The organism is Fructilactobacillus ixorae (genome assembly GCF_024029915.1).
Classification (GTDB): domain Bacteria; phylum Bacillota; class Bacilli; order Lactobacillales; family Lactobacillaceae; genus Fructilactobacillus; species Fructilactobacillus ixorae.
In genome coordinates this window covers 714,379-732,808 of the sequence record NZ_CP097478.1, presented here as the reverse complement: position 1 = coordinate 732,808, position 18,430 = coordinate 714,379, and the positions used below count along the sequence as shown (strand labels likewise).

General features: G+C 44.8%; 16 protein-coding genes. 8 read left to right on the top strand and 8 right to left on the bottom strand.

The features are described 5' to 3' along the window. The first annotated feature begins 6 nt into the window (after positions 1–6). The 7 genes from M8332_RS03580 (at position 7) to M8332_RS03550 (ending at position 8,287) form a co-directional block, all read left to right on the top strand. The gene (locus M8332_RS03580; protein ID WP_252779470.1) at positions 7–1,464 is read left to right on the top strand and encodes an ABC transporter substrate-binding protein/permease; all 1,458 of its coding nucleotides are present in this window, start codon (positions 7–9) and stop codon (positions 1,462–1,464) included. Next, entirely contained in the window at positions 1,457–2,200 is a 744-nt protein-coding gene (locus tag M8332_RS03575) for an amino acid ABC transporter ATP-binding protein (protein ID WP_252779469.1), read from the top strand. The genes M8332_RS03580 and M8332_RS03575 overlap by 8 nt, the downstream gene beginning before the upstream one ends. A gap of 13 nt (positions 2,201–2,213) precedes the next feature. Continuing rightward, positions 2,214–3,422 (top strand): argininosuccinate synthase, encoded by a 1,209-nt coding sequence (locus M8332_RS03570; RefSeq protein ID WP_252779468.1) that lies wholly within the window; start codon positions 2,214–2,216, stop codon positions 3,420–3,422. Next, positions 3,412–4,800 (top strand): argininosuccinate lyase, encoded by a 1,389-nt coding sequence (argH, locus tag M8332_RS03565; protein WP_252780798.1) that lies wholly within the window; start codon positions 3,412–3,414, stop codon positions 4,798–4,800. The genes M8332_RS03570 and argH overlap by 11 nt, the downstream gene beginning before the upstream one ends. A gap of 323 nt (positions 4,801–5,123) precedes the next feature. Further along, entirely contained in the window at positions 5,124–6,686 is a 1,563-nt protein-coding gene (locus M8332_RS03560; protein WP_252779467.1) for a type I restriction-modification system subunit M, read from the top strand. Then, a complete protein-coding gene (locus tag M8332_RS03555; RefSeq protein ID WP_252779466.1) occupies positions 6,686–7,861 on the top strand; it encodes a restriction endonuclease subunit S in 1,176 nt (391 codons plus the stop codon). The genes M8332_RS03560 and M8332_RS03555 overlap by 1 nt, the downstream gene beginning before the upstream one ends. 270 nt (positions 7,862–8,131) lie before the next feature. After that, on the top strand, positions 8,132–8,287 hold the full coding sequence (locus tag M8332_RS03550; RefSeq protein ID WP_252779465.1) for a helix-turn-helix transcriptional regulator: 156 nt from the start codon (positions 8,132–8,134) through the stop codon (positions 8,285–8,287). Positions 8,288–9,217: 930 nt separating this feature from the next. Here M8332_RS03550 and M8332_RS03545 read toward each other — a convergent pair. Both M8332_RS03545 and M8332_RS03540 read right to left on the bottom strand, forming a co-directional pair. Then, positions 9,218–10,084 carry a DegV family protein gene (locus M8332_RS03545; RefSeq protein ID WP_252779464.1) on the bottom strand — a complete coding sequence of 289 codons (867 nt, stop codon included), beginning with the start codon at positions 10,082–10,084 and terminating at the stop codon, positions 9,218–9,220. A 1-nt stretch (position 10,085) separates the two neighbouring features. Beyond that, positions 10,086–10,514, bottom strand: coding sequence for a MarR family winged helix-turn-helix transcriptional regulator (locus M8332_RS03540; RefSeq protein ID WP_252780797.1), 429 nt, complete (start codon positions 10,512–10,514; stop codon positions 10,086–10,088). Between the two features lie 136 nt (positions 10,515–10,650). On the opposite strand from M8332_RS03540, the gene M8332_RS03535 reads away from it, so the two are divergent. Next, positions 10,651–12,366: an Rqc2 family fibronectin-binding protein gene (locus tag M8332_RS03535; protein ID WP_252779462.1), complete on the top strand. Its 1,716-nt coding sequence runs from the start codon at positions 10,651–10,653 to the stop codon at positions 12,364–12,366. Between the two features lie 54 nt (positions 12,367–12,420). On the opposite strand, the gene M8332_RS03530 is transcribed toward M8332_RS03535, so the two are convergent. From M8332_RS03530 to M8332_RS03505, 6 genes are read right to left on the bottom strand one after another with little or no spacing between them, the layout of a single operon-like run. Continuing rightward, on the bottom strand, positions 12,421–14,979 hold the full coding sequence (locus M8332_RS03530; protein ID WP_252779461.1) for a carbamoyl phosphate synthase preATP-grasp domain-containing protein: 2,559 nt from the start codon (positions 14,977–14,979) through the stop codon (positions 12,421–12,423). Further along, the gene (locus M8332_RS03525; protein WP_252779459.1) at positions 14,966–16,057 is read right to left on the bottom strand and encodes a carbamoyl phosphate synthase small subunit; all 1,092 of its coding nucleotides are present in this window, start codon (positions 16,055–16,057) and stop codon (positions 14,966–14,968) included. Before M8332_RS03525 ends, M8332_RS03530 begins: the two co-directional genes overlap by 14 nt. 28 nt (positions 16,058–16,085) lie before the next feature. Next, positions 16,086–16,616, bottom strand: coding sequence for a bifunctional pyr operon transcriptional regulator/uracil phosphoribosyltransferase PyrR (gene pyrR, locus M8332_RS03520; protein ID WP_252779458.1), 531 nt, complete (start codon positions 16,614–16,616; stop codon positions 16,086–16,088). Beyond that, positions 16,606–17,550, bottom strand: coding sequence for an RluA family pseudouridine synthase (locus M8332_RS03515; protein WP_252779457.1), 945 nt, complete (start codon positions 17,548–17,550; stop codon positions 16,606–16,608). The genes pyrR and M8332_RS03515 overlap by 11 nt, the downstream gene beginning before the upstream one ends. After that, positions 17,550–18,017 (bottom strand): signal peptidase II, encoded by a 468-nt coding sequence (lspA, locus tag M8332_RS03510; RefSeq protein ID WP_252779456.1) that lies wholly within the window; start codon positions 18,015–18,017, stop codon positions 17,550–17,552. The genes M8332_RS03515 and lspA overlap by 1 nt, the downstream gene beginning before the upstream one ends. Next, positions 18,007–18,420: an EbsA family protein gene (locus M8332_RS03505; protein WP_252779455.1), complete on the bottom strand. Its 414-nt coding sequence runs from the start codon at positions 18,418–18,420 to the stop codon at positions 18,007–18,009. Before M8332_RS03505 ends, lspA begins: the two co-directional genes overlap by 11 nt. Between the last annotated feature and the right edge of the window lie 10 nt (positions 18,421–18,430).

Sequence of the window (18,430 nt, the reverse complement as noted above, 5' to 3'; positions counted from 1 at the left end):
GAACAAATGATGCAGAAACAGTGGCTTAAATGGAGCTTAGTCGTCGTCACCTTTTTTCTCGGAAGTACGTTCATCCAGAAAAATGTGCACGCCGATGACTCACTACAAAAGGTAAAACAGCAGGGCGTCTTAAAGGTGGCGGTGGCCCCAGATTATCCGCCGTTTGCGTTTCAGGTCAATGAACACGGTCGTTCCAAAGACGTGGGGATGGATATCGAAGTCGCCAAGCAAATTGCGAAAGATTTGCACGTTAAGCTCGAATTAAAAAACATGGACTTTTCGTCGGTCTTAGTGGCGGTTCAAACGGGAAAGGTTGACCTGGCCTTAGGAGGTATTAATCCAACGCCAGAGCGGGCGCAAAATGCCGACTTTTCCAAAATTTATTACTACGGGGGCCAGAGTTTCCTGATTAATAAGACGGACGAGCATAAACTTAAGCATCAACATAGTTTAGCCGGGCAAAAGGTGGGAACCCAAACTGGTTCCATGCAACAAACCCTCGCCAAAAAGGATTTAACTAAAAGTAAACTGGTCAGCATGGATAAGACCACGGACCTGGTGTTAGCCGTGAAGACCCATAAGGTTGATGCGGTTGGAGTAGAAAAGCCGGTGGCCCAAGCATACGTTGAAAATGATCCGGACTTAAAAATGATTCCCGCTAATTACAAATTGAATAAAAAGGAAACAGGCTTTGCGGTTGCCATGCCGAAGGGGGCAACCTCCTTACAGACAGCCGTGAACCAGTCGATGGATCGGATTCAACACCACCACTTGATGCCACAGTATTTAAAAACCTCGGCAAAGTACATGCAGGTTAACACCGCAAACACCTCGATGTGGCACTACTGGAAATACTTCTTTGATGGCTTAAAGTACACCCTCTTAATTTCCGTGTGTGCGGTCGCCGGAGGTATCATGCTTGGGGTCTTACTCGCACTCATGCGGTTGAGTAACCTTAAATGGTTAAGCTGGCCGGCGCTTAGTTACGTCGAAGTGGTACGGGGAACGCCCATGATGGTGCAAGTTCTACTGGTTTACTTTGGGTTAGGGATGCTCATCAACATTCCCGCTTTACCCGCCGGAATAATTGCTGTCACGCTGAATAGCGCTGCCTACGTTAGTGAAATCATTAGAGGAGGAATTAACTCGGTTGCTCTCGGGCAGAAAGAAGCTGCGAAGAGCCTTGGACTATCTAAATCAGATGCCCTGCGGTTCGTGGTGTTACCGCAAGCATTTAAAAACATTTGGCCGGCCCTTGGTAATGAATTTATTTCCGTCATTAAGGAAAGCTCGATTGTTTCCATCATTGGGGTTACCGATCTCGTTTATGAATTAAACGTAGTCCGGGCGGATACGTATCGGGGGGTTGCCCCAATCGTTGTGGTAATGGCGATTTACTTCTTAATTACCTTTACACTTACAAGACTCTTAAACCACTGGGAAGGGAAGATGAAGCATGACTAACGCATTAATTACAATTGACCATGTCCAAAAGCAATTTGGTAAAAATGAGGTCTTAAAGGACATTAACGGTACGGTACAAAAGGGAGAGGTGATTTGCATCATCGGTCCCTCTGGTTCAGGAAAAAGTACCTTGTTGCGGTGCATTAATCAACTGGAGCAACCAACGGCTGGCGCGGTGTGGTTTGCAGGTTCAGATTTAACCAAGGCCAATCAACAAGCACTGGCCAAGCTCGGCGAGTCAATTGGAATGGTCTTTCAAAATTTCAACCTGTTTCCCAATTTGACCGTGCTCGACAATTTAACCCTCGCTCCCATGCGGGTGAAGCATCTCAGTGCAGCAGATGCCAAGCAAGTTGGGATGAAGTATCTAACTAGAGTCGGGCTCGCCGAAAAGGCTAACGCTTATCCGGCTAGTTTATCCGGGGGGCAGCAACAACGGGTCGCAATTGCCCGGGCGTTATCCATGAATCCGGAAGTGATGCTGTTCGATGAACCGACGAGTGCGTTAGATCCAGAAATGGTTGGAGAAGTTTTGCAAGTGATGCAGGAATTAGCTGACGAAGACATGACGATGATTGTGGTAACCCATGAGATGGGCTTTGCCAAGCGCGTCGCCGATGAAGTCTGGTTTATGGATGGCGGTTATCTTTTGGAAAAGAACCCGCCCCAAGCATTGTTTGAACATCCGCAAGCGGAACGAACCCAAGCGTTTATTAATAAAATTATCGTAGACTAAGGAGGACTTAAAAATGACAAAACCAAAAGTAGTATTAGCATATTCTGGCGGATTAGATACCTCGGTGGCCATTGCCTGGTTGACTGACCAGGGCTATGACGTGGTTGCTACCTGTGTAAACGTGGGTGAGGAAAAAGATGCCACCGCTTTAAAGGCCAAGGCACTCCAAACCGGGGCCGTTTCCGCGTACGTTATTGATGCTAAGCAGGAGTTTGCCGACCGCTATTTAGCGGTTGCTTTACAGGGAAACACCCTATACGAAGGCGTTTATCCCCTAGTATCGGCCCTATCACGGCCCCTGATTGTGCAAAAATTGGTCGAAATTGCGCACCAAACTGGAGCCAGTGCGATTGCACACGGGTGCACCGGGAAGGGGAATGATCAGGTTCGGTTTGAGGTTGCCATTCACGCCCTAGCTCCGGAGCTGGAAGTGCTCAGTCCGGTGCGGGACTGGCACTGGTCTCGTGAAGAAGAAATTGCATACGCAAAGGACCACGGCATTGCGATTCCAATCGACCTGGATTCACCATACTCGATCGATGCCAACATCTGGGGCCGGGCCAACGAAGCGGGGGTGCTGGAGGATCCCTGGGTGAGTGCCCCTGCAGACGCCTTTGCGCTAACCAATTCAATTGCTGAAGCCCCGGACGAACCGACCGAGTTAGTAATCAGTTTTCAGCAGGGAAAACCAGTAGCCATTAATGGGGAAGCGCTCGCATTTGCTCCGTTAATCGAGCAGTTAAATCAGATTTCCGGAACGAATGGGGTTGGTCGGATTGACCACATTGAAAACCGGCTGGTGGGGATTAAGTCGCGTGAAATTTATGAAGCCCCGGCTGCAATGGTGTTAATTAAAGCTCACCAAGCCTTAGAAAATCTGACCTTGGAACGGGACTTAGCCCACTATAAGCTCACCGTTGAACAACAATTAAGCGAATTAATTTATAACGGATTATGGTTCTCTCCACTGATGCAGGCGCTTCGAGCCTTTTTGACCAGCAGTCAACAAGTTGTAACTGGTGAAGTACGGTTGAGCTTGTGGAAGGGGAATATCACAATTTTGGGGCGGCAATCACAATGGAGTTTGTACGATCAGGACCTCGCAACTTACACAGCTGCCGATTCCTTTGATCAAGAAGCAGCCAAGGGCTTTATTAAACTCTGGGGCTTACCAACCGAAGTTGCTGCCCAAGTAGCTCACCGGGAGGAACATCATGAGTAAAAAGTTATGGGGTGGTCGGTTTCAAGCAGAACTGGATCAACTCGGCTCCGACTTTGGAGCTTCCATTCATTTTGATCAACTGATGGCTGAAGAGGATCTCATCGGGTCGTTAGCGCACGTCAAGATGCTCGGGCACACGGGGATTTTAACTGCAGATGAAGTCCACGCCATTACGACGGGACTAGAAGCGCTACAAACGGATTTAGCCGCGGGCAAGCTCCAATTTTCAACCGCTAACGAAGACATTCATATGAACCTGGAAGCGTTATTAACTAAGAAAATTGGACCAGTCGCCGGCAAGCTCCACACGGCTCGATCCCGAAATGATCAAGTTGCAACGGACTTTCATTTATACGTAAAGCGCCGGTTACCCAAGGTTTTAGCGCAAATTCGACACTTCCAGGCTGTTTTAGTGAAGCTGGCGGAGGAAAACGTGACGACCGTCATGCCCGGTTATACCCACTTACAACATGCACAACCAATTTCGTTAGCCCAGTCATTTTTAGCGTACTTCAACATGCTACAAAGGGACTACGAACGGTTTGAATTTAACCAACAACACACGGATTTATTACCCTTGGGTGCCGCTGCTTTGGCAGGCACGACCTTTCCAATTGACCGAGAATTTACGGCGGACGAACTTGGCTTTCAGAAACTGTACACGAATTCTCTTGATGCTGTTTCAGACCGGGACTTTGCCCTCGAATTTTTAAGTAATAGTGCAATCTTAATGATGCACCTCTCCCGGTTAAGTGAAGAATTAAGTCTCTGGGTCAGCCAGGAATTTAAGTTTGTGGAATTAAGTGATTCATATACCACAGGAAGTTCCATCATGCCCCAAAAGAAAAACCCGGATATGGTCGAATTAATTCGGGGAAAAACGGGGCGAATTTATGGGCACCTCATGGGCCTGCTGACCACCATGAAGGGGTTACCGTTAGCCTATAATAAGGATCTCCAAGAAGATAAGGAAGGCGTCTTTGACACCGTTAAAACAATTTTGCCGACCCTGAAAATTTATACTGGAATGCTGCAGACCATGAAAATTAATCAAGCGCAAATGGAAGCCAGTACCAAAAATGATTATTCGAATGCAACGGAATTAGCTGATTACCTTGCCAATCAGGGGGTTCCGTTTCGAGAAGCACATGCAATTGTGGGGCAGCTCGTCTTTAAGGGCCTCCAGGAACACCGCAACTTACAGGACATGGATCTTACTGAATTGCAAGCCGCGTCGCCATTAATCACGGCGGATGTGTACCACGTTTTGCAACCAGAAGTTGCCATAGAACGGAGAAATTCGCTTGGAGGAACCGGGTTTAAAGCGATTAAAACTCAAATTAAGCAGGCCCAGGCGACGTTAGCGAACGAGGATTAGCGTAGATTAATGTGGAAAAACTTCTAACTGATTAATCAGTTAGAAGTTTTTTGTTGTTGAAACTGTCCAACCGCCGATATATTCCGAAAGGCTTCATTGAGGATGAAAGTGAGGGGGCTTTCTAAAATTGCTTAACTGGATTCTAGTGACGGTTAGAAAATGAACTCGCAAACCGGCTCCAACTTTAGACTGCTAGGAACCGGTTTATAAGTACGAATGCTTTGAACGGTCATTTTTAATTCCAGCGTTGACACAAAGACCAATTCTAACTTAACATGAAGTTTAGTTTTATCTTTAAATATATAATGAAATGGAGTTTAACCATGGCATTAGATGCACATAAAAAGGCCCTTGTTTGGAACACCCTAAATAAAACCAGGGGAAAAATTGAACCGGCAGAATATAAAAATTATGTATTCGGGATCATGTTTTATAAGTATTTATCCAGTAAAGCGCAAACTTGGTGGCAAACTCATTTTCATGACAGCGACGATCAGACTGAGCAACTGGCCCGCATGCAAACCGAGTTGGGCTACGTGATTCAACCCGGAGATTTATTTACAGATTGGCAGGATGCAATTAAACGACGAGAATTTACCCTAACCCAGCTCGCGGATGCTTTGGAAAGATTTGACCAACACATTGCTCCGCAAGCACAGACGGCGCTCGCGGGCATCTTTGCAGACATTGATTTAAATTCCAGCCGGCTTGGGAATAACCAACAAGCGCGCACCCAAACTACCATTAATATGATCGATTTAATGGGGCAGATTGAGTTGGACGAAGAATCGGACGTCTTAGGTGATTTGTATGAATATCTAATCGGGATGTTTTCCATTAATTCAGGAACTAAATCCGGTGAATTTTACACCCCCCACCAGGTTTCGGAAATTACGGCCCAAATTCTTACCGCTGGCAGAGAAGAATTAAGTAACTATAGCCTGTATGATCCTGCAATTGGATCGGGATCACTGTTGTTAACGACTGCTTCTCACATGAATAATGCGGAGAAAAAAAGTTCCATTAAATATTATGGTCAAGAATTAATTACCACTACATATAATTTGGCAAGAATGAACTTATTGATGCACGGTATTGCATATCAAAACATTGTCATACGGAATGCAGATACCTTAACTGATGATTGGCCAGATGGGATGGTTGACGGGATTGATTCCCCCCGGCTTTTTGATGCGGTCACCGCTAATCCACCGTATTCGTTACGATGGGATAATACCAATCGGGAACACGACCCCCGCTTCAAACAAGGCATTGCGCCTAAATCAAAGGCCGACTACGCCTTTTTATTGCATTGCCTGTATCATTTGAAACCAGACGGACGGATGGTAATTGTCTTGTCACACGGGGTTTTGTTTCGGGGTGGGGCCGAATACCAAATTCGCAAAAACCTTTTAAAAGATCATAACATCAGTGCGGTAATTGGGTTACCCAAAAAGATTTTTACCAACACCAGCATTCCAACGGTGATTTTAGTTTTAGAAAAGCAACGGCAAGCAGACGACGTGCTTTTCATTGATGCCTCTCAGGGATTTGAAAAGGTTAAGAACAACAATAAGCTCCGGCAACAAGACATCGAAAAAATTGTCAGCACCTATCTGAACCGGATGGATGTGGCTAAGTATGCCCACGTGGCCTCAATGGAAGAAATCATTAACAATGACTACAACTTAAACATCCCACGGTACGTCGATTCGTTGGAAGAGACCCCGCCAATTGATGTCAAACAACTATCCCGTGACATTCACCAGTTGGATGAAGAACAGCGGCAACTAACCAAGCGCATGAACCACCTTCTGGGAGAATTAGTTGGAACGGATGCAGAAGCTCAAGAAACGCTTGATTTATTGAAAGATGTATTTAAATAATGATAGAAAAGCAAGATAAACCTAGAATTCGGTTTAAGAATTTTACTGATGCATGGCAGGAACAAAAATTAGCCGACATGACCGTTAATTTGGATAGCAATCGCGTCCCGGTCACTAAAAATAAACGAATTGCTGGTTCAACTCCGTACTATGGGGCGAATGGAATCCAAGATTATGTCGCGGGTGCGACGCATACCGGCAACCTAATTTTAATTGCTGAGGATGGCGCAAACAGTGTGCGTGACTATCCCGTTAACACCATCACTGGCAAAGCCTGGGTGAACAATCATTCTCACGTTTTAACGGCTAAACCAGGCCTTTCCAATTATTTATTTCTCGGCAAACGCTTAAAAACCATTAACATTAATCCGTATCTAACTGGTTCTGATCGGCTAAAACTAACCAATCACGAACTAAACAAAATTATGCTAAAGGTACCTCAATTTGCCGAACAGGAGAAACTGGGGGACCTCTTTGAAACGCTTGATTCACTGATTGTTAATCGTCAACGTAAATACCAAAAGATTCAAACGTTGAAACGCCAATTATTGCAACGCCTGTTTCCCGAAACTCCAACGACGCCGTCGCTGCGTTTTACCGCTTTTTCGCATAACTGGGTAACGAAAAAATTAAGTGAAGTTGCCACAATTAAAAGTGGGGGAACGCCCCGGATAACCGAAGCACAATTTTGGAATGGTAAAATTGATTGGTTTACCCCAACGGAGGTCCAAAATCAGGGTTATCTCCACCATAGTTTAAAAACCATCACGCGGGCTGGCTTGGAGAATAGCCGGGCGGTTTTGCTTCCGAAGGACACGATTTTAATGACGTCGCGGGCTGGGATTGGGAAAATGGGAATTCTAAGTTATCCAGCGACCACAAATCAAGGATTTCAATCATTAATTCCCAGTAACCAGATTAATCCTTATTTTTTGTATTCAATGCACGATTACATTGCGAGAATGGCCAATAAACTTGCCTCTGGGATTACCTTTACAGAAATTTCAGCTCGAGAGACTGCCAACATTAAGCTGGTTATCCCTGAAACCACTGCAGAACAAGCTAAAATCGGGGACATGTTAGAGCAATACGACCAGTTTTTAAGTGAATTTGAAAGAGAATTAACTCAGCTTAAGCAGGTCCGCACTGCTTTTATGCAATTGTTATTTAGTTAATCTTTAACAGTCCAAGTTACCCCAATCACGGGAACTTGGATTTTTTTGTGGTAGAAACTTATTTGCAGACGGGACTAATTCGCTAGTAGGCCTAATTTAACCCTCGCTGAGCATCCTAGCAGCGGGGCGCAGAACCTGTACTAGCGGCGATGCAACCATCGGTTGCGAGCTTGTCAGTCAACGAGAGCACGAAAACCACTATTATTTGTCCGTGTCTTCGCTATACTGAGAACCGTTAGAAATTAATCATCGGGAGAAAGGAACGTGAGCATGCAAAATAATTCATTGGGAACACAGATCGTACGGTTACGGCAACGACAACAATTATCTCAAGTGCAGTTAGCGGAGCGGTTGTTTGTCTCACGCCAAGCAATTTCAAAGTGGGAAAAGGGAGCAGCGACTGGTGGGCAAGCCTGGGACTGTTAGTAGTGGTTAGTTTTGGAAGTGGACTACCGGCGTTATACTGGATCCAGCGCTTGTTAAGCAAAGACCTTGCGTAAATAATCGAGAAGCCCATTTTGATTAGTCCGGAATTATTTTAGATTAAAACAGGTAGCCAGTACTTTTTTTAAGTAGTGGTTATTTATTTTAAAGTTTTTGAAAAGCAACCAAAAAGTAGCCATGGTTAATAGACTAACCATGGCTACTGCTCTAATTAAAGCTCCTACAGTGATAAAACTACAATAAATGAATGCATAAGGGAAATGAATGCATAAGGGTACTACAGACGGGTAATTATTTAGTTATATACGTAATACTAGAGAAAAGGTAATAAACAAAACTGAAATTAGTTAACATAAAAAATGAAATAAGCTAAATCTGATTCAATCAGAGTTAGTCGTGAGCTGAATATTCACGAATTTCAGAAGCATGATTGAGATAAAATTGAATTACTAGCAATGATGTCCATAGCCAAAAAGTTACGGACCTCATGAAAGTAGCCATCGGACTATTTCAAGACATTAAAAATAGGCCGACGATTTGAAAGTTAATCGTAGCAACAAGCCAGCATGAATTTACAACTAAAAACAAAGGGCTATTGATTCAGTACAGAGCGCATAAAAGTGGTTTAACTAGGCCGACAAAATTAAGAATGGATGCCTGCGGTAATTAAAACGAAAAAAAGGGCCGTTTCACGTACTGGTGAAATGAATTCATTGCTTACAACTTAAAACAGCTGAGAGCGGCTTAAAATTAGTTGGATTGCTTATTTAAATGCTTACTTCGTATAATATATATTATGTAAACTAAAATAGCAATTAAGGCCCAGTGAGCTGGTTACGATACTATCCCCCAAACTAATTCCTAAAATGACCGAATAAAAAGGACGAATTTTAAATTCGTCCTCCAAACGGTTTAAAGTTTAGTAATGTCACGTTCCCAACCTAAAGCCAACGTTCCAGCCCCTAAGTGGGTGCCAATCACCGGACCAATCTCAGCCATTACAAAGTGCACCGTTGGAAATTTACGTTCCAGCTGCTCTAACCACTGCTGACTAGCTTGCGTGGCATTTGCATCAAAAACAAAGGCTTTTAACGGATAATTCAAAGTTGGTTGGCGTTCACTAAATAATTTTTCCACTCGTTTTAACGCCCGTTTCGTCGTCCGGGTTTTATCAAAAGCCACGATTTCGTCGGTCTGGTTGTCAAACGTTAAAATTGGCTTAATGTTTAATAAACCGCCAATAAATGAAGACGCGTTTGACAAACGACCACCTTTAACGAGATTTTGTAAGTCGTCGACTACGAATAATTCATCAATGGTAGCCCGTTGCTCCTTTAATCTAGCGACAATCTCATCGGGATCAGTGTCGGCAGCAGCCAGTTTGGCGGCGTAAATTGCTAAATCGCCCATTAGGCCCAATGTAATTTGGGAGTCAAAGGGAATAATTCGAAGGCGGGTGATTTGCTGCGCTAAGTTACAAATTTGGTTATAGAAGCCCGAAATGGTACCTGCTAGCGTGATGGTAATCACATTTTCATAACCAGCGTCCGCCAACCGATTGTATAGGTCAATTAGTTGACCGGTAGCTGGCTGCGACGTGGTTGGTAACTCAGCCATGGCGGCTAATTTCGGATAGAATTCCTGACTGGTAATCGTTACGTTTTCTAAGTATTCATCAGTTCCAAAAATAATTTCTAACGGAATAATCTGAATGTTATATTTTTGAATGTCTGTTTGAGACAAATAGCACGTACTATCCGTCACAATTGCGGTTTTCAATCTATGCACCCCGTTTATCTAATCTTTTCATACTAGTTTCTAATCGATTCAAGAGAATTTTGAGTAGCTGGGATTCGTCTGCGGTCCACTGCGCAAAAATTCGTTGTTGGAACTGGTCATAATCCTGATTAACTTGCGTTAAAGCTGTTTGCCCAGCGTCTGTGAGACTGTAAACCAGTTGACGCCGATCCTGACCGACTGCCCGCTTAGCCAGCATTTCCTTGGTTAGTAACCGTTTTAATTGGCGCGAAAGCGTTGATGTATCAAGCTTTAGGGCTTGCGCTAACTTTTCTTGAGTATCAACGGTCTGCTGAATGGCCATTAACAGTTGCCATTCAGAAATAGTTACATTATAAGCTTTTGTAATTACTTGTAAATTATGTTGGTGAAGCTTACTAACGTCACGTAATGCGCTTAAACTATTTTTCATCATCAGATCCTCCGCTAACCATTATAGCATTAATTGCCTGATACAAGATTGCGATTTTTCTTCCTGCTGTTTGCTGTTCGTTCCCTAAGTTATCAGTTATACTTAAAATAACGTTAAATTGCAAAGGAGACAAGTTATGTCATTTGATGGTTCCTTTACCCATGCCATGGTTAACGAATTACAAACTAAACTAACGGGCGGCCGGATTACTAAGATTAGTGAACCATACCCACATGAAATCATCATGACGGTCCGCGCCCAGCAACAGAATCAACAAGTTCTGTTCTCGGCCAATCCTACGTACGCGCGAATTCAAATCACGGAAGTTCCCTTTCAGAATCCGAAAGTTCCGAACAATTTTACCATGACGTTACGCAAACACTTACAAGGTAGTTTCATCAAGGAGATTCATCAGGTTGATAATGACCGAGTGGTCCACCTGCACATCAATACGCGTAATGAAATTGGTGACTTGGAAGAATTAGTGGTCGTTGTCGAAATTATGGCCCGCCACAGTAACATCATTTTGGTGGAAGCTCACGATCGTAACATCATTGATGCCATCAAGCGCGTCGGTCCCGATAAAAATCGATATCGGACCCTGCTCCCTGGTTCTAAATACGTAAATCCACCCCACCAGGACCTGCTCAATCCGTTTCAACTTCACGATTTTAGCATCATTGAACAATTAGAGCATGATTTTCCGAACGTGGAAAGTCTAGCAACAGAACTGCGCAAAACCCTACAAGGACTGGGTTCGGATACTTCATTAGCACTAGCTGAAGCACTCCACCAAGCAGGTAACTCGTTGGCCACTAACTACACTGGTTTTTGGAAGCGGTTTGCAACCCCGGATCCGGTCACCACCCTCTCGGACCAGGGAACATTAGGGTTTGCCCCCTTCCCCTACCCACCCCTAGAAACAGACCAGCATTTCCCTTCTTTAAGCGTGCTGTTGGATCATTTTTTTCAAACGAAGGTCCAGCGTGAACGAGTTCGCGAACAAGGAGCCCAATTAATTCAAGTCACCCGAACGGAGTTAAAAAAGAATCGGAAAAAACTTAAACGGCTAGCGCAGGATGCTATGGAAGCAACCAATGCCGATCAGTATCGGATTAAGGGTGAGGTCCTTATGACCTATCTGCAACAAGTTCACCCGGGGATGACCAGCATCGAACTGCCGAATTTCTATGATAATAACCGGCCCCTCCAAATTAACCTGAAACCAGAGCTTTCCCCCGTTGCAAATGCCCAGTGGTACTTTAAACAGTTTCAGAAGAAAAAGAATGCTGGCCAATACATTACTGAACAAATGCACCGGACCCAAGCAGAACTCGATTATTTTGAAGCAATTGAAAGTCAAATTGAGTTGGCCAGTCCCGAAAATCTGGCAGACATTAAAACGGAACTTCAACAGGCCGGTTACTTAAAACGTCAGACCAACAAGCGACCCAAAAAGGTGCCTGTGAGCCAACCGGAACGCTTCGTTGCTTCCGATGGAACCGTCATTTTGGTGGGAAAAAATAACTTACAAAATGATCAACTTACGTTAAAAACTGCAGATAAACGGGAAACCTGGTTGCATACCCAAAAGATCCACGGTTCCCATGTGATTATTCGCAGTTTTAACCCTAGCGACCAAACCATTTTAGAAGCAGCCAACCTAGCCGCCTACTTTTCCAAAGCACGTGATTCCGCGAACGTTCCGGTTGACTATGCGCCTGTCAAACGGGTTAAAAAGCCCAACGGGGGCAAACCGGGACTCGTTCATTATACGGGGCAAAAAACGGTCTACGTTACTCCCGATCCCCAGTTAGTTGAACAATTGCGTCGCAACGCGCTCCACCAGTAACAGTGCTTAATAATAAAAAAAACGGATTTGTGTCATACAAATCCGTTTTTTTTATTATTTTAAGAGGTGATCAGTAGAATCAGTCAGACTATTTCCAAACGAAATTTTAGCGCCAATCTCATACCGCCGGCGTTTCAAAACGTTGTTAATCCCTAAGTGCTTGAACGGAAATGTAATCTGCATGATGGCAAAGCGCCCCGCTGCATTGATTTGGGGAAGCCGTTTTTGTAACGGTTCCGGGTCAAAATGACCAGTGTACATTTGCATTAACACCCGAATCCAATTAATTTCTGTCACTTGATTTAGGAAAATTGTCTCCGTAATTCGTAACGGGGTTATCCCAGTAACCACGTAGTTACCGTCGGAGTCAATTGCAAAAAGAACTTGAATTAGTCCGGTTAACGGATGCCGTTTAATTTCAGCAGTTGCCAACTGTTCCAACCGCGGCACGTCAAGTTGCTGCTCTGCATCCGGCACGTAATAGCTCGTTTGTTCCTCCAGGTGGTTCCCGGCCCCCTCCATTTGGGCACGAAACCCAACCGTCGAGATGGGAATGATGGCCTGGGGACTTACTAAAACGTCCAGCGCAAAATCAGCTCGGTCTTGGTAAATCGTCCCGGTTTCTTGATCCGGTGGTAATACGATTAACTTAAAGGTCCCCTGCAACTTTTGTAGTTCACGAATTAAAAAATGACGATTCCCAGGTAAAAATACGTACTTGGGTTTTTCAAGGTCAATCACGTTTAAAATCTCACCGAGTTGAACCGGTTCAATGTACTGCTTATCACTAATTGCAGGAATCAGGGAGACCGAGTTCGGATTATTATTGAGAATAATCGTTTTGTACCCTAATTTATGCAGTTGAATCAACATTTCAGCCGTATACGTGTCAGCAGCCGTATTCGGACCGAGGTGATTCCGCCCCTTCCCGATTACCAGCGCACTTTGGTTACTTAACTGATTCGTATCACTTTCAAACTCATAACTGCCATAAAACGAATTAATGGCTTCAGGGAATTCACCGGCCGTGGGATCAATCATTTTATAGGTTTTGGATTGAGACAATTCCTGTTGCATGGCCACAATTGTGGCATTATCAACGTTCCAAAAATGACAAAACATCCCATTACCAAAGCCATACCGATTTCCCATTAATAACGCTTGCGAATCACAGGGATGCGATTGTACCTGGTTAATCACCGCTAACAGGTTACTCATGATGACGAAAAAGAATTCGTCAATCTTGGTGAGCTCACTCAAATCGCTGGCAGAATAACCCCGCCGCACGGCTTCAAACAAAATCAAAATTTGTTGATCGGTCGGATGAATTAGTTGCTCAACCAGGTCATCTTCGCTAAGGTCGGAATACTCTGGTAAAACATCTTGCGGACTGGGTTGCGAGCTTCGTAAGCCAATCATTAAGGCCGCCTCGGCACTCCGACCCACTCCAATAGCCGCGCCGGTCGCCTTCGCGTGCGGGCCAAGGTGATTATCAGCCATATCAAGGTAGTCAAACGACCAAATTGGCATTTTGACGACGATGTGATCACTTAACGGTTGTAAGATCGTGGTTAACGGATTAAAGCGCGGTGGGAGTTCCACCGCGGTTAGCGGGATATCAAGCAATAATGAGGCCACGACCTTTGCTAACGGGTACCCGGTTGCTTTGGCAGCTAAGGCTGTTTCGGAGTTAAAAACCGGGTTCACCTTCAAAACATAGACCTCATCATTTGCAGCATTCACCGCAAATTGGAGATGACAAATTCCCTTAATTCCTAAACAATCGAGTACTTCGAAGGTAAGCGAACGGAGCCATTTTAGATAGTAATCATTGAGAGTTTGGGCCGGGGCAAAAATCACGGAATCGGTTGCGTTAATCTTCACCGGATTCATATCCTCTAATGAAGAAATCAACATCTTATTCCCTTCCACGTCCCGAATCGCGACAATGCCGATTTCTTGATAATTTCCAACTTCACGTTCTAAGGACAGTTTCTGGTCCGGGGACTCCTGAAACAGGTCATCAATCTCATTATTAAGGCTCTCCATGTTTTGAAAGATTCGGCGTTGCCGCTTTTTGTTGGTACTTAGGGGTTTGACTGAAATTGGAAACTGAATTTTTTCCAGGTTGTTCCGCAATTCCGAAAAATCGCTAATAATCCGCGACGCTACGATTGGAATGTTATTTTCAGCTAGTCGATTAGCCAGCGCGGTATTTTGTTCGGACGCTTCGGCTTCTGTTCCAAATAAATTGAGATTCGTCGCATTCAATCCGAGTAATTGGACCTGTAACGTCTGGAGAACCTGGTTTTTCATCAACCGTTGGACGACTGTTAGGGCCGCCTTGGTTCCAAAGATCGGTGTAATGCCATCGATGTGGTGCGCTTTTAAAATCTGAGCGACGTTTTTGGCCGTTAGACTCTGTACAAAGGTATGGTCATTATTTATCTCCTGCAACAATAAGGAATACGGGTTATTGTCAATTACAAATGTTTCAATTCCCAACCGTTGCCAGGCTGAAATTGCCTGAAAAGCAGCCGAATCTTGTTCACTTTCATGATCAATATCAGATGGTCCACCACCGATAATCAAGATTTTCTTAATGTGCTTCATGTGCCATCCTCCTGTGTGCGAGAATGCTTTCAACAAATTCTTCAAATAGGTCAAACCCATCAACCATGCCACCCGATCCGTCCGGGGAAAACTGGACGGAGAACGTCGGATAATCACGACTTCTAATCCCCTGAATCGTCCCGTTAATTAAATCCTTGTAGGTAACAATTAACTTATCGGAAGCGATAGAGTCGGTCACAATGGCATAGTCCTGGGACTGGTTGGGATAAATCAATTCGTTGGTAATGATTTTGCGAACGGGATGATTGCTCCCGTAGTTCCCAATGGACATCCGGGCCACTTTAGCTCCATTGGCAATGGCAATTAATTCGTGACCCAGGCCAATCCCAAACAACGGTAAATTCCGTTGGATGGTTTGAATGTTTTCAATCACTTCAGCATCAATTTCTGCTGGCGAGCCCGGACCAGACGATAATACGACGCCCTCGGGATCTAAGTTTTTCATTTCCGCAAAGCTCGTGTTCCACGGCACGACAATCATATTACAGTTAAGTTTGGCCAACTGCCGGATGATTGATTCACGAAGCCCGAAATCAATTACGACAATCGTGACCCCGCTTCCGGGAACTAAGTACGGTTTGGGAGTAGCAACCGCTTGGATTTGTTGGTTACTAAGCACGGCCGCCTGCAACTGGTCAAACGCGTGGTCATCGTTCGTATTCACGATGCTAGCTTTTTTAATATCGTGCTCGCGGACGTGTTTTTGTAACTGGCGGGTATCAATTTGACAAATTCCCGGAATGTGGCGTTCTTTTAAAAATGAATCTAACGATAAGTCCTTTAGTTGGGAAAAAGAAATGTTTTCACTTTGATGAACCACGATTCCTTTGGCAGAAGTTAAAATGGATTCATAGTTTTTGGGGTTAATCCCAATGTTGCCAATCGAAGGCTGTAAAAAGGTCACAATCTGGTTGTGATAAGTTGGATCAGTTAGTGCTTCTTGATAATAGTTCAAGTTCGTATTGACGGCTAATTCACCCGTGGTACTGGTTAAGTCTCCGAATGCCTCACCGGCAAAGGACGTCCCATCGTCGAGCAATAAATAGCGTTTTACCATGGAAGTACCTCCTCACCTGGAGTAATCACTACTTTTGTTTGATTTCCACTCCGTCGCGATCATCAATTTCAGAAACTAATACTTTAATGGTTTCGTGCTTAGAACTCGGAATGTTTTTGCCCACAAAATCAGCTCGAATTGGAAGTTCCCGGTGCCCCCGATCCACTAAGACCGCCAGATTAATTCGTTTTGGTCGACCAATTTCGTTAATGGCCCCGAGCGCTGCCCGCACGGTCCGGCCGGTAAAGAGGACGTCATCAATGAGCACTACGTTTTGATTGTCAATTGGTACCACGTTTTCGGCCACCGTCTGATCGGTCAGTTTTGTAGTTTGATCGTCCCGATACTTGGTAATGTCTAGAGAAATCACCGGAACATCGGTATTTTCGAGTTTCTTAAGCCGATTAGCAATTCGGTTCGCGAGATAGACCCCTCTCGTTTTAATGCCGATCAACACCAGGTTCTGAACCCCCTTGTTTTTTTCGATAATTTCATACGTGATCCGGGTCAAAGCGCGTTGCATTGACATACTATCTAAGACAACTTTTTCATTGTTCATGCGAAATGTCCTCCTCTGAATGCGAAGTACCATACTTCTTTTTTAATGTGATTAGGGTCGCTTGAAAAATCGGCGGAACGGGACTGGTAAAATCTAGTTCCATCCCCGTCGTCGGATGCTGAAAGCCTAATTCGGCAGCGTGCAAAAACTGACCGTGCCCCTTGATGGTTTTCTTGGGTCCGTACAACGGATCCCCGACAAGTGGATGGTTGATGTATTGCATGTGAACCCGAATTTGATGGGTTCGTCCCGTTTCTAATTGACACTCAACGAGAGTGTAGTCATTTCCAAAGCGTTCAAGCACTTTAAAGTGGGTCACCGCGGACCGACCATTTGCAATGACCGCTTGTTTCTTGCGGTCCTTAGGGGAACGACCAACTGGAGCAGAGATTGTCCCCGCTGGCTCCTTAATCTGCCCGTGCACCAGGGCGAGGTACTTACGCCGACTGCTCTTTTCCTTTAGTTGCTGGGTCAATGACTGTTGGGCGACGTCCGTTTTGGCTACCATCAAAAGCCCCGAAGTGTCTTTATCAATTCGATGCACAATTCCTGGACGAATGGTGCCATTAATGGTGGCCAAGTTAGTATGGGCCAAAAGTGCATTCACCAGCGTATGGTTCGGATGCCCCGGAGCAGGATGGACCACCATGCCCTGCGGTTTGTTGACAACCAGCACCTGGTCATCTTCATAAACGACATCTAGGGGAAGCGCTTCTGGTTCCAAGTTCAACTTCTGCGGTGTCGGGATCGTAACGGTAATCTCATCGTGCATGTGGGGCTGATACTTTGGTTTTTCCACCCGATGGTTCACTACAACAGCTCCGTTTTTAATGAGCTTGGCCACTCGTGATCGACTTAAATCCGGAAAGTGAGCTGCAATTAGTTTATCCAAACGCTCCGTAGGCTGTTCGACGGTAAACTGCCGTGTTTCCATTAGTTCTCCTTTACGAGTAAATGTAGTAACAGTAAAATAACGCCAACGGTTAAATAACAATCTGCTAGGTTAAAAATGGGAAATTGCATAAAATCTAACTGAATAAAATCAGTGACTGCGCCCCACTGTAACCGGTCGAGTAAATTGCCAGCCGTTCCAGCGAACATTAACCCCACTGCCACTAACAAGCCGGGTTCCGACCGACTTTGAAAGAGCAACCATCCAAACCCGCCAATTGCTCCGACCGCAATGATTACAAATATCCAGGAATTCCCCGCTAAAAAACTCCAGGCTGCTCCAGAATTAGTTAGATTGGTGAGGGAAAGTAGACCGGAAATTACGGTTCGGTGTCCGCCCACGGCAATGTGACCACGGACCCAGTGCTTAACCAACTGATCAAGTAAAATGAGTCCCAAAATGCCCGCAAGCATTACGAGCAGGTTGCGCCCCCTCGGTTTAGTTCGCATGGTCGTCCTCCTGCTTTTCGGATTGAACTAATAATTCTTGGAGTTCAATTACTGAGTTCGCCGGCAAGAGGAATTTATACCGCCGACCTCCGGCATTAAAGGCAATGCTATTGCGATGAGCTTGGACCCGTGAAATCGATTGTAAACTCAGTTGCTTACCAAAGGGATTTAAAACCTGACGGATCTCAATTGTATCTGACCAAACCAACAACTTACGAAAGTAAATTTGAATCCAAGTTAAACCCGCAAAAGCAAGGAAAAACGCCAACGTAATGTTTTGAAATTGGGTAATTTCTAGCCAGATAATGACTCCCACCAACAAAACAATGACGGTCCAACTCCAACAAATGACACTGGTTGTCGGTTGCGGTTGATATAAAAATTTTCTTTTCTGCGTTATCATAAAGCACACC

Bases quoted from the DNA above. Each gene is read 5' to 3' on its own strand.
- M8332_RS03575 (WP_252779469.1), top strand. From the start codon at position 1,457: ATGACTAACGCATTAATTACAATTGACCATGTCCAAAAGCAATTTGGT.
- M8332_RS03505 (WP_252779455.1), bottom strand. From the start codon at position 18,420: ATGATAACGCAGAAAAGAAAATTTTTATATCAACCGCAACCGACAACC.
- M8332_RS03570 (WP_252779468.1), top strand. From the start codon at position 2,214: ATGACAAAACCAAAAGTAGTATTAGCATATTCTGGCGGATTAGATACC.
- M8332_RS03540 (WP_252780797.1), bottom strand. From the start codon at position 10,514: ATGAAAAATAGTTTAAGCGCATTACGTGACGTTAGTAAGCTTCACCAA.
- M8332_RS03550 (WP_252779465.1), top strand. From the start codon at position 8,132: ATGCAAAATAATTCATTGGGAACACAGATCGTACGGTTACGGCAACGA.
- M8332_RS03530 (WP_252779461.1), bottom strand. From the start codon at position 14,979: ATGAAGCACATTAAGAAAATCTTGATTATCGGTGGTGGACCATCTGAT.
- M8332_RS03560 (WP_252779467.1), top strand. From the start codon at position 5,124: ATGGCATTAGATGCACATAAAAAGGCCCTTGTTTGGAACACCCTAAAT.
- M8332_RS03525 (WP_252779459.1), bottom strand. From the start codon at position 16,057: ATGGTAAAACGCTATTTATTGCTCGACGATGGGACGTCCTTTGCCGGT.
- lspA (WP_252779456.1), bottom strand. From the start codon at position 18,017: ATGCGAACTAAACCGAGGGGGCGCAACCTGCTCGTAATGCTTGCGGGC.
- M8332_RS03580 (WP_252779470.1), top strand. From the start codon at position 7: ATGATGCAGAAACAGTGGCTTAAATGGAGCTTAGTCGTCGTCACCTTT.
- M8332_RS03515 (WP_252779457.1), bottom strand. From the start codon at position 17,550: ATGGAAACACGGCAGTTTACCGTCGAACAGCCTACGGAGCGTTTGGAT.
- pyrR (WP_252779458.1), bottom strand. From the start codon at position 16,616: ATGAACAATGAAAAAGTTGTCTTAGATAGTATGTCAATGCAACGCGCT.
- M8332_RS03555 (WP_252779466.1), top strand. From the start codon at position 6,686: ATGATAGAAAAGCAAGATAAACCTAGAATTCGGTTTAAGAATTTTACT.
- M8332_RS03535 (WP_252779462.1), top strand. From the start codon at position 10,651: ATGTCATTTGATGGTTCCTTTACCCATGCCATGGTTAACGAATTACAA.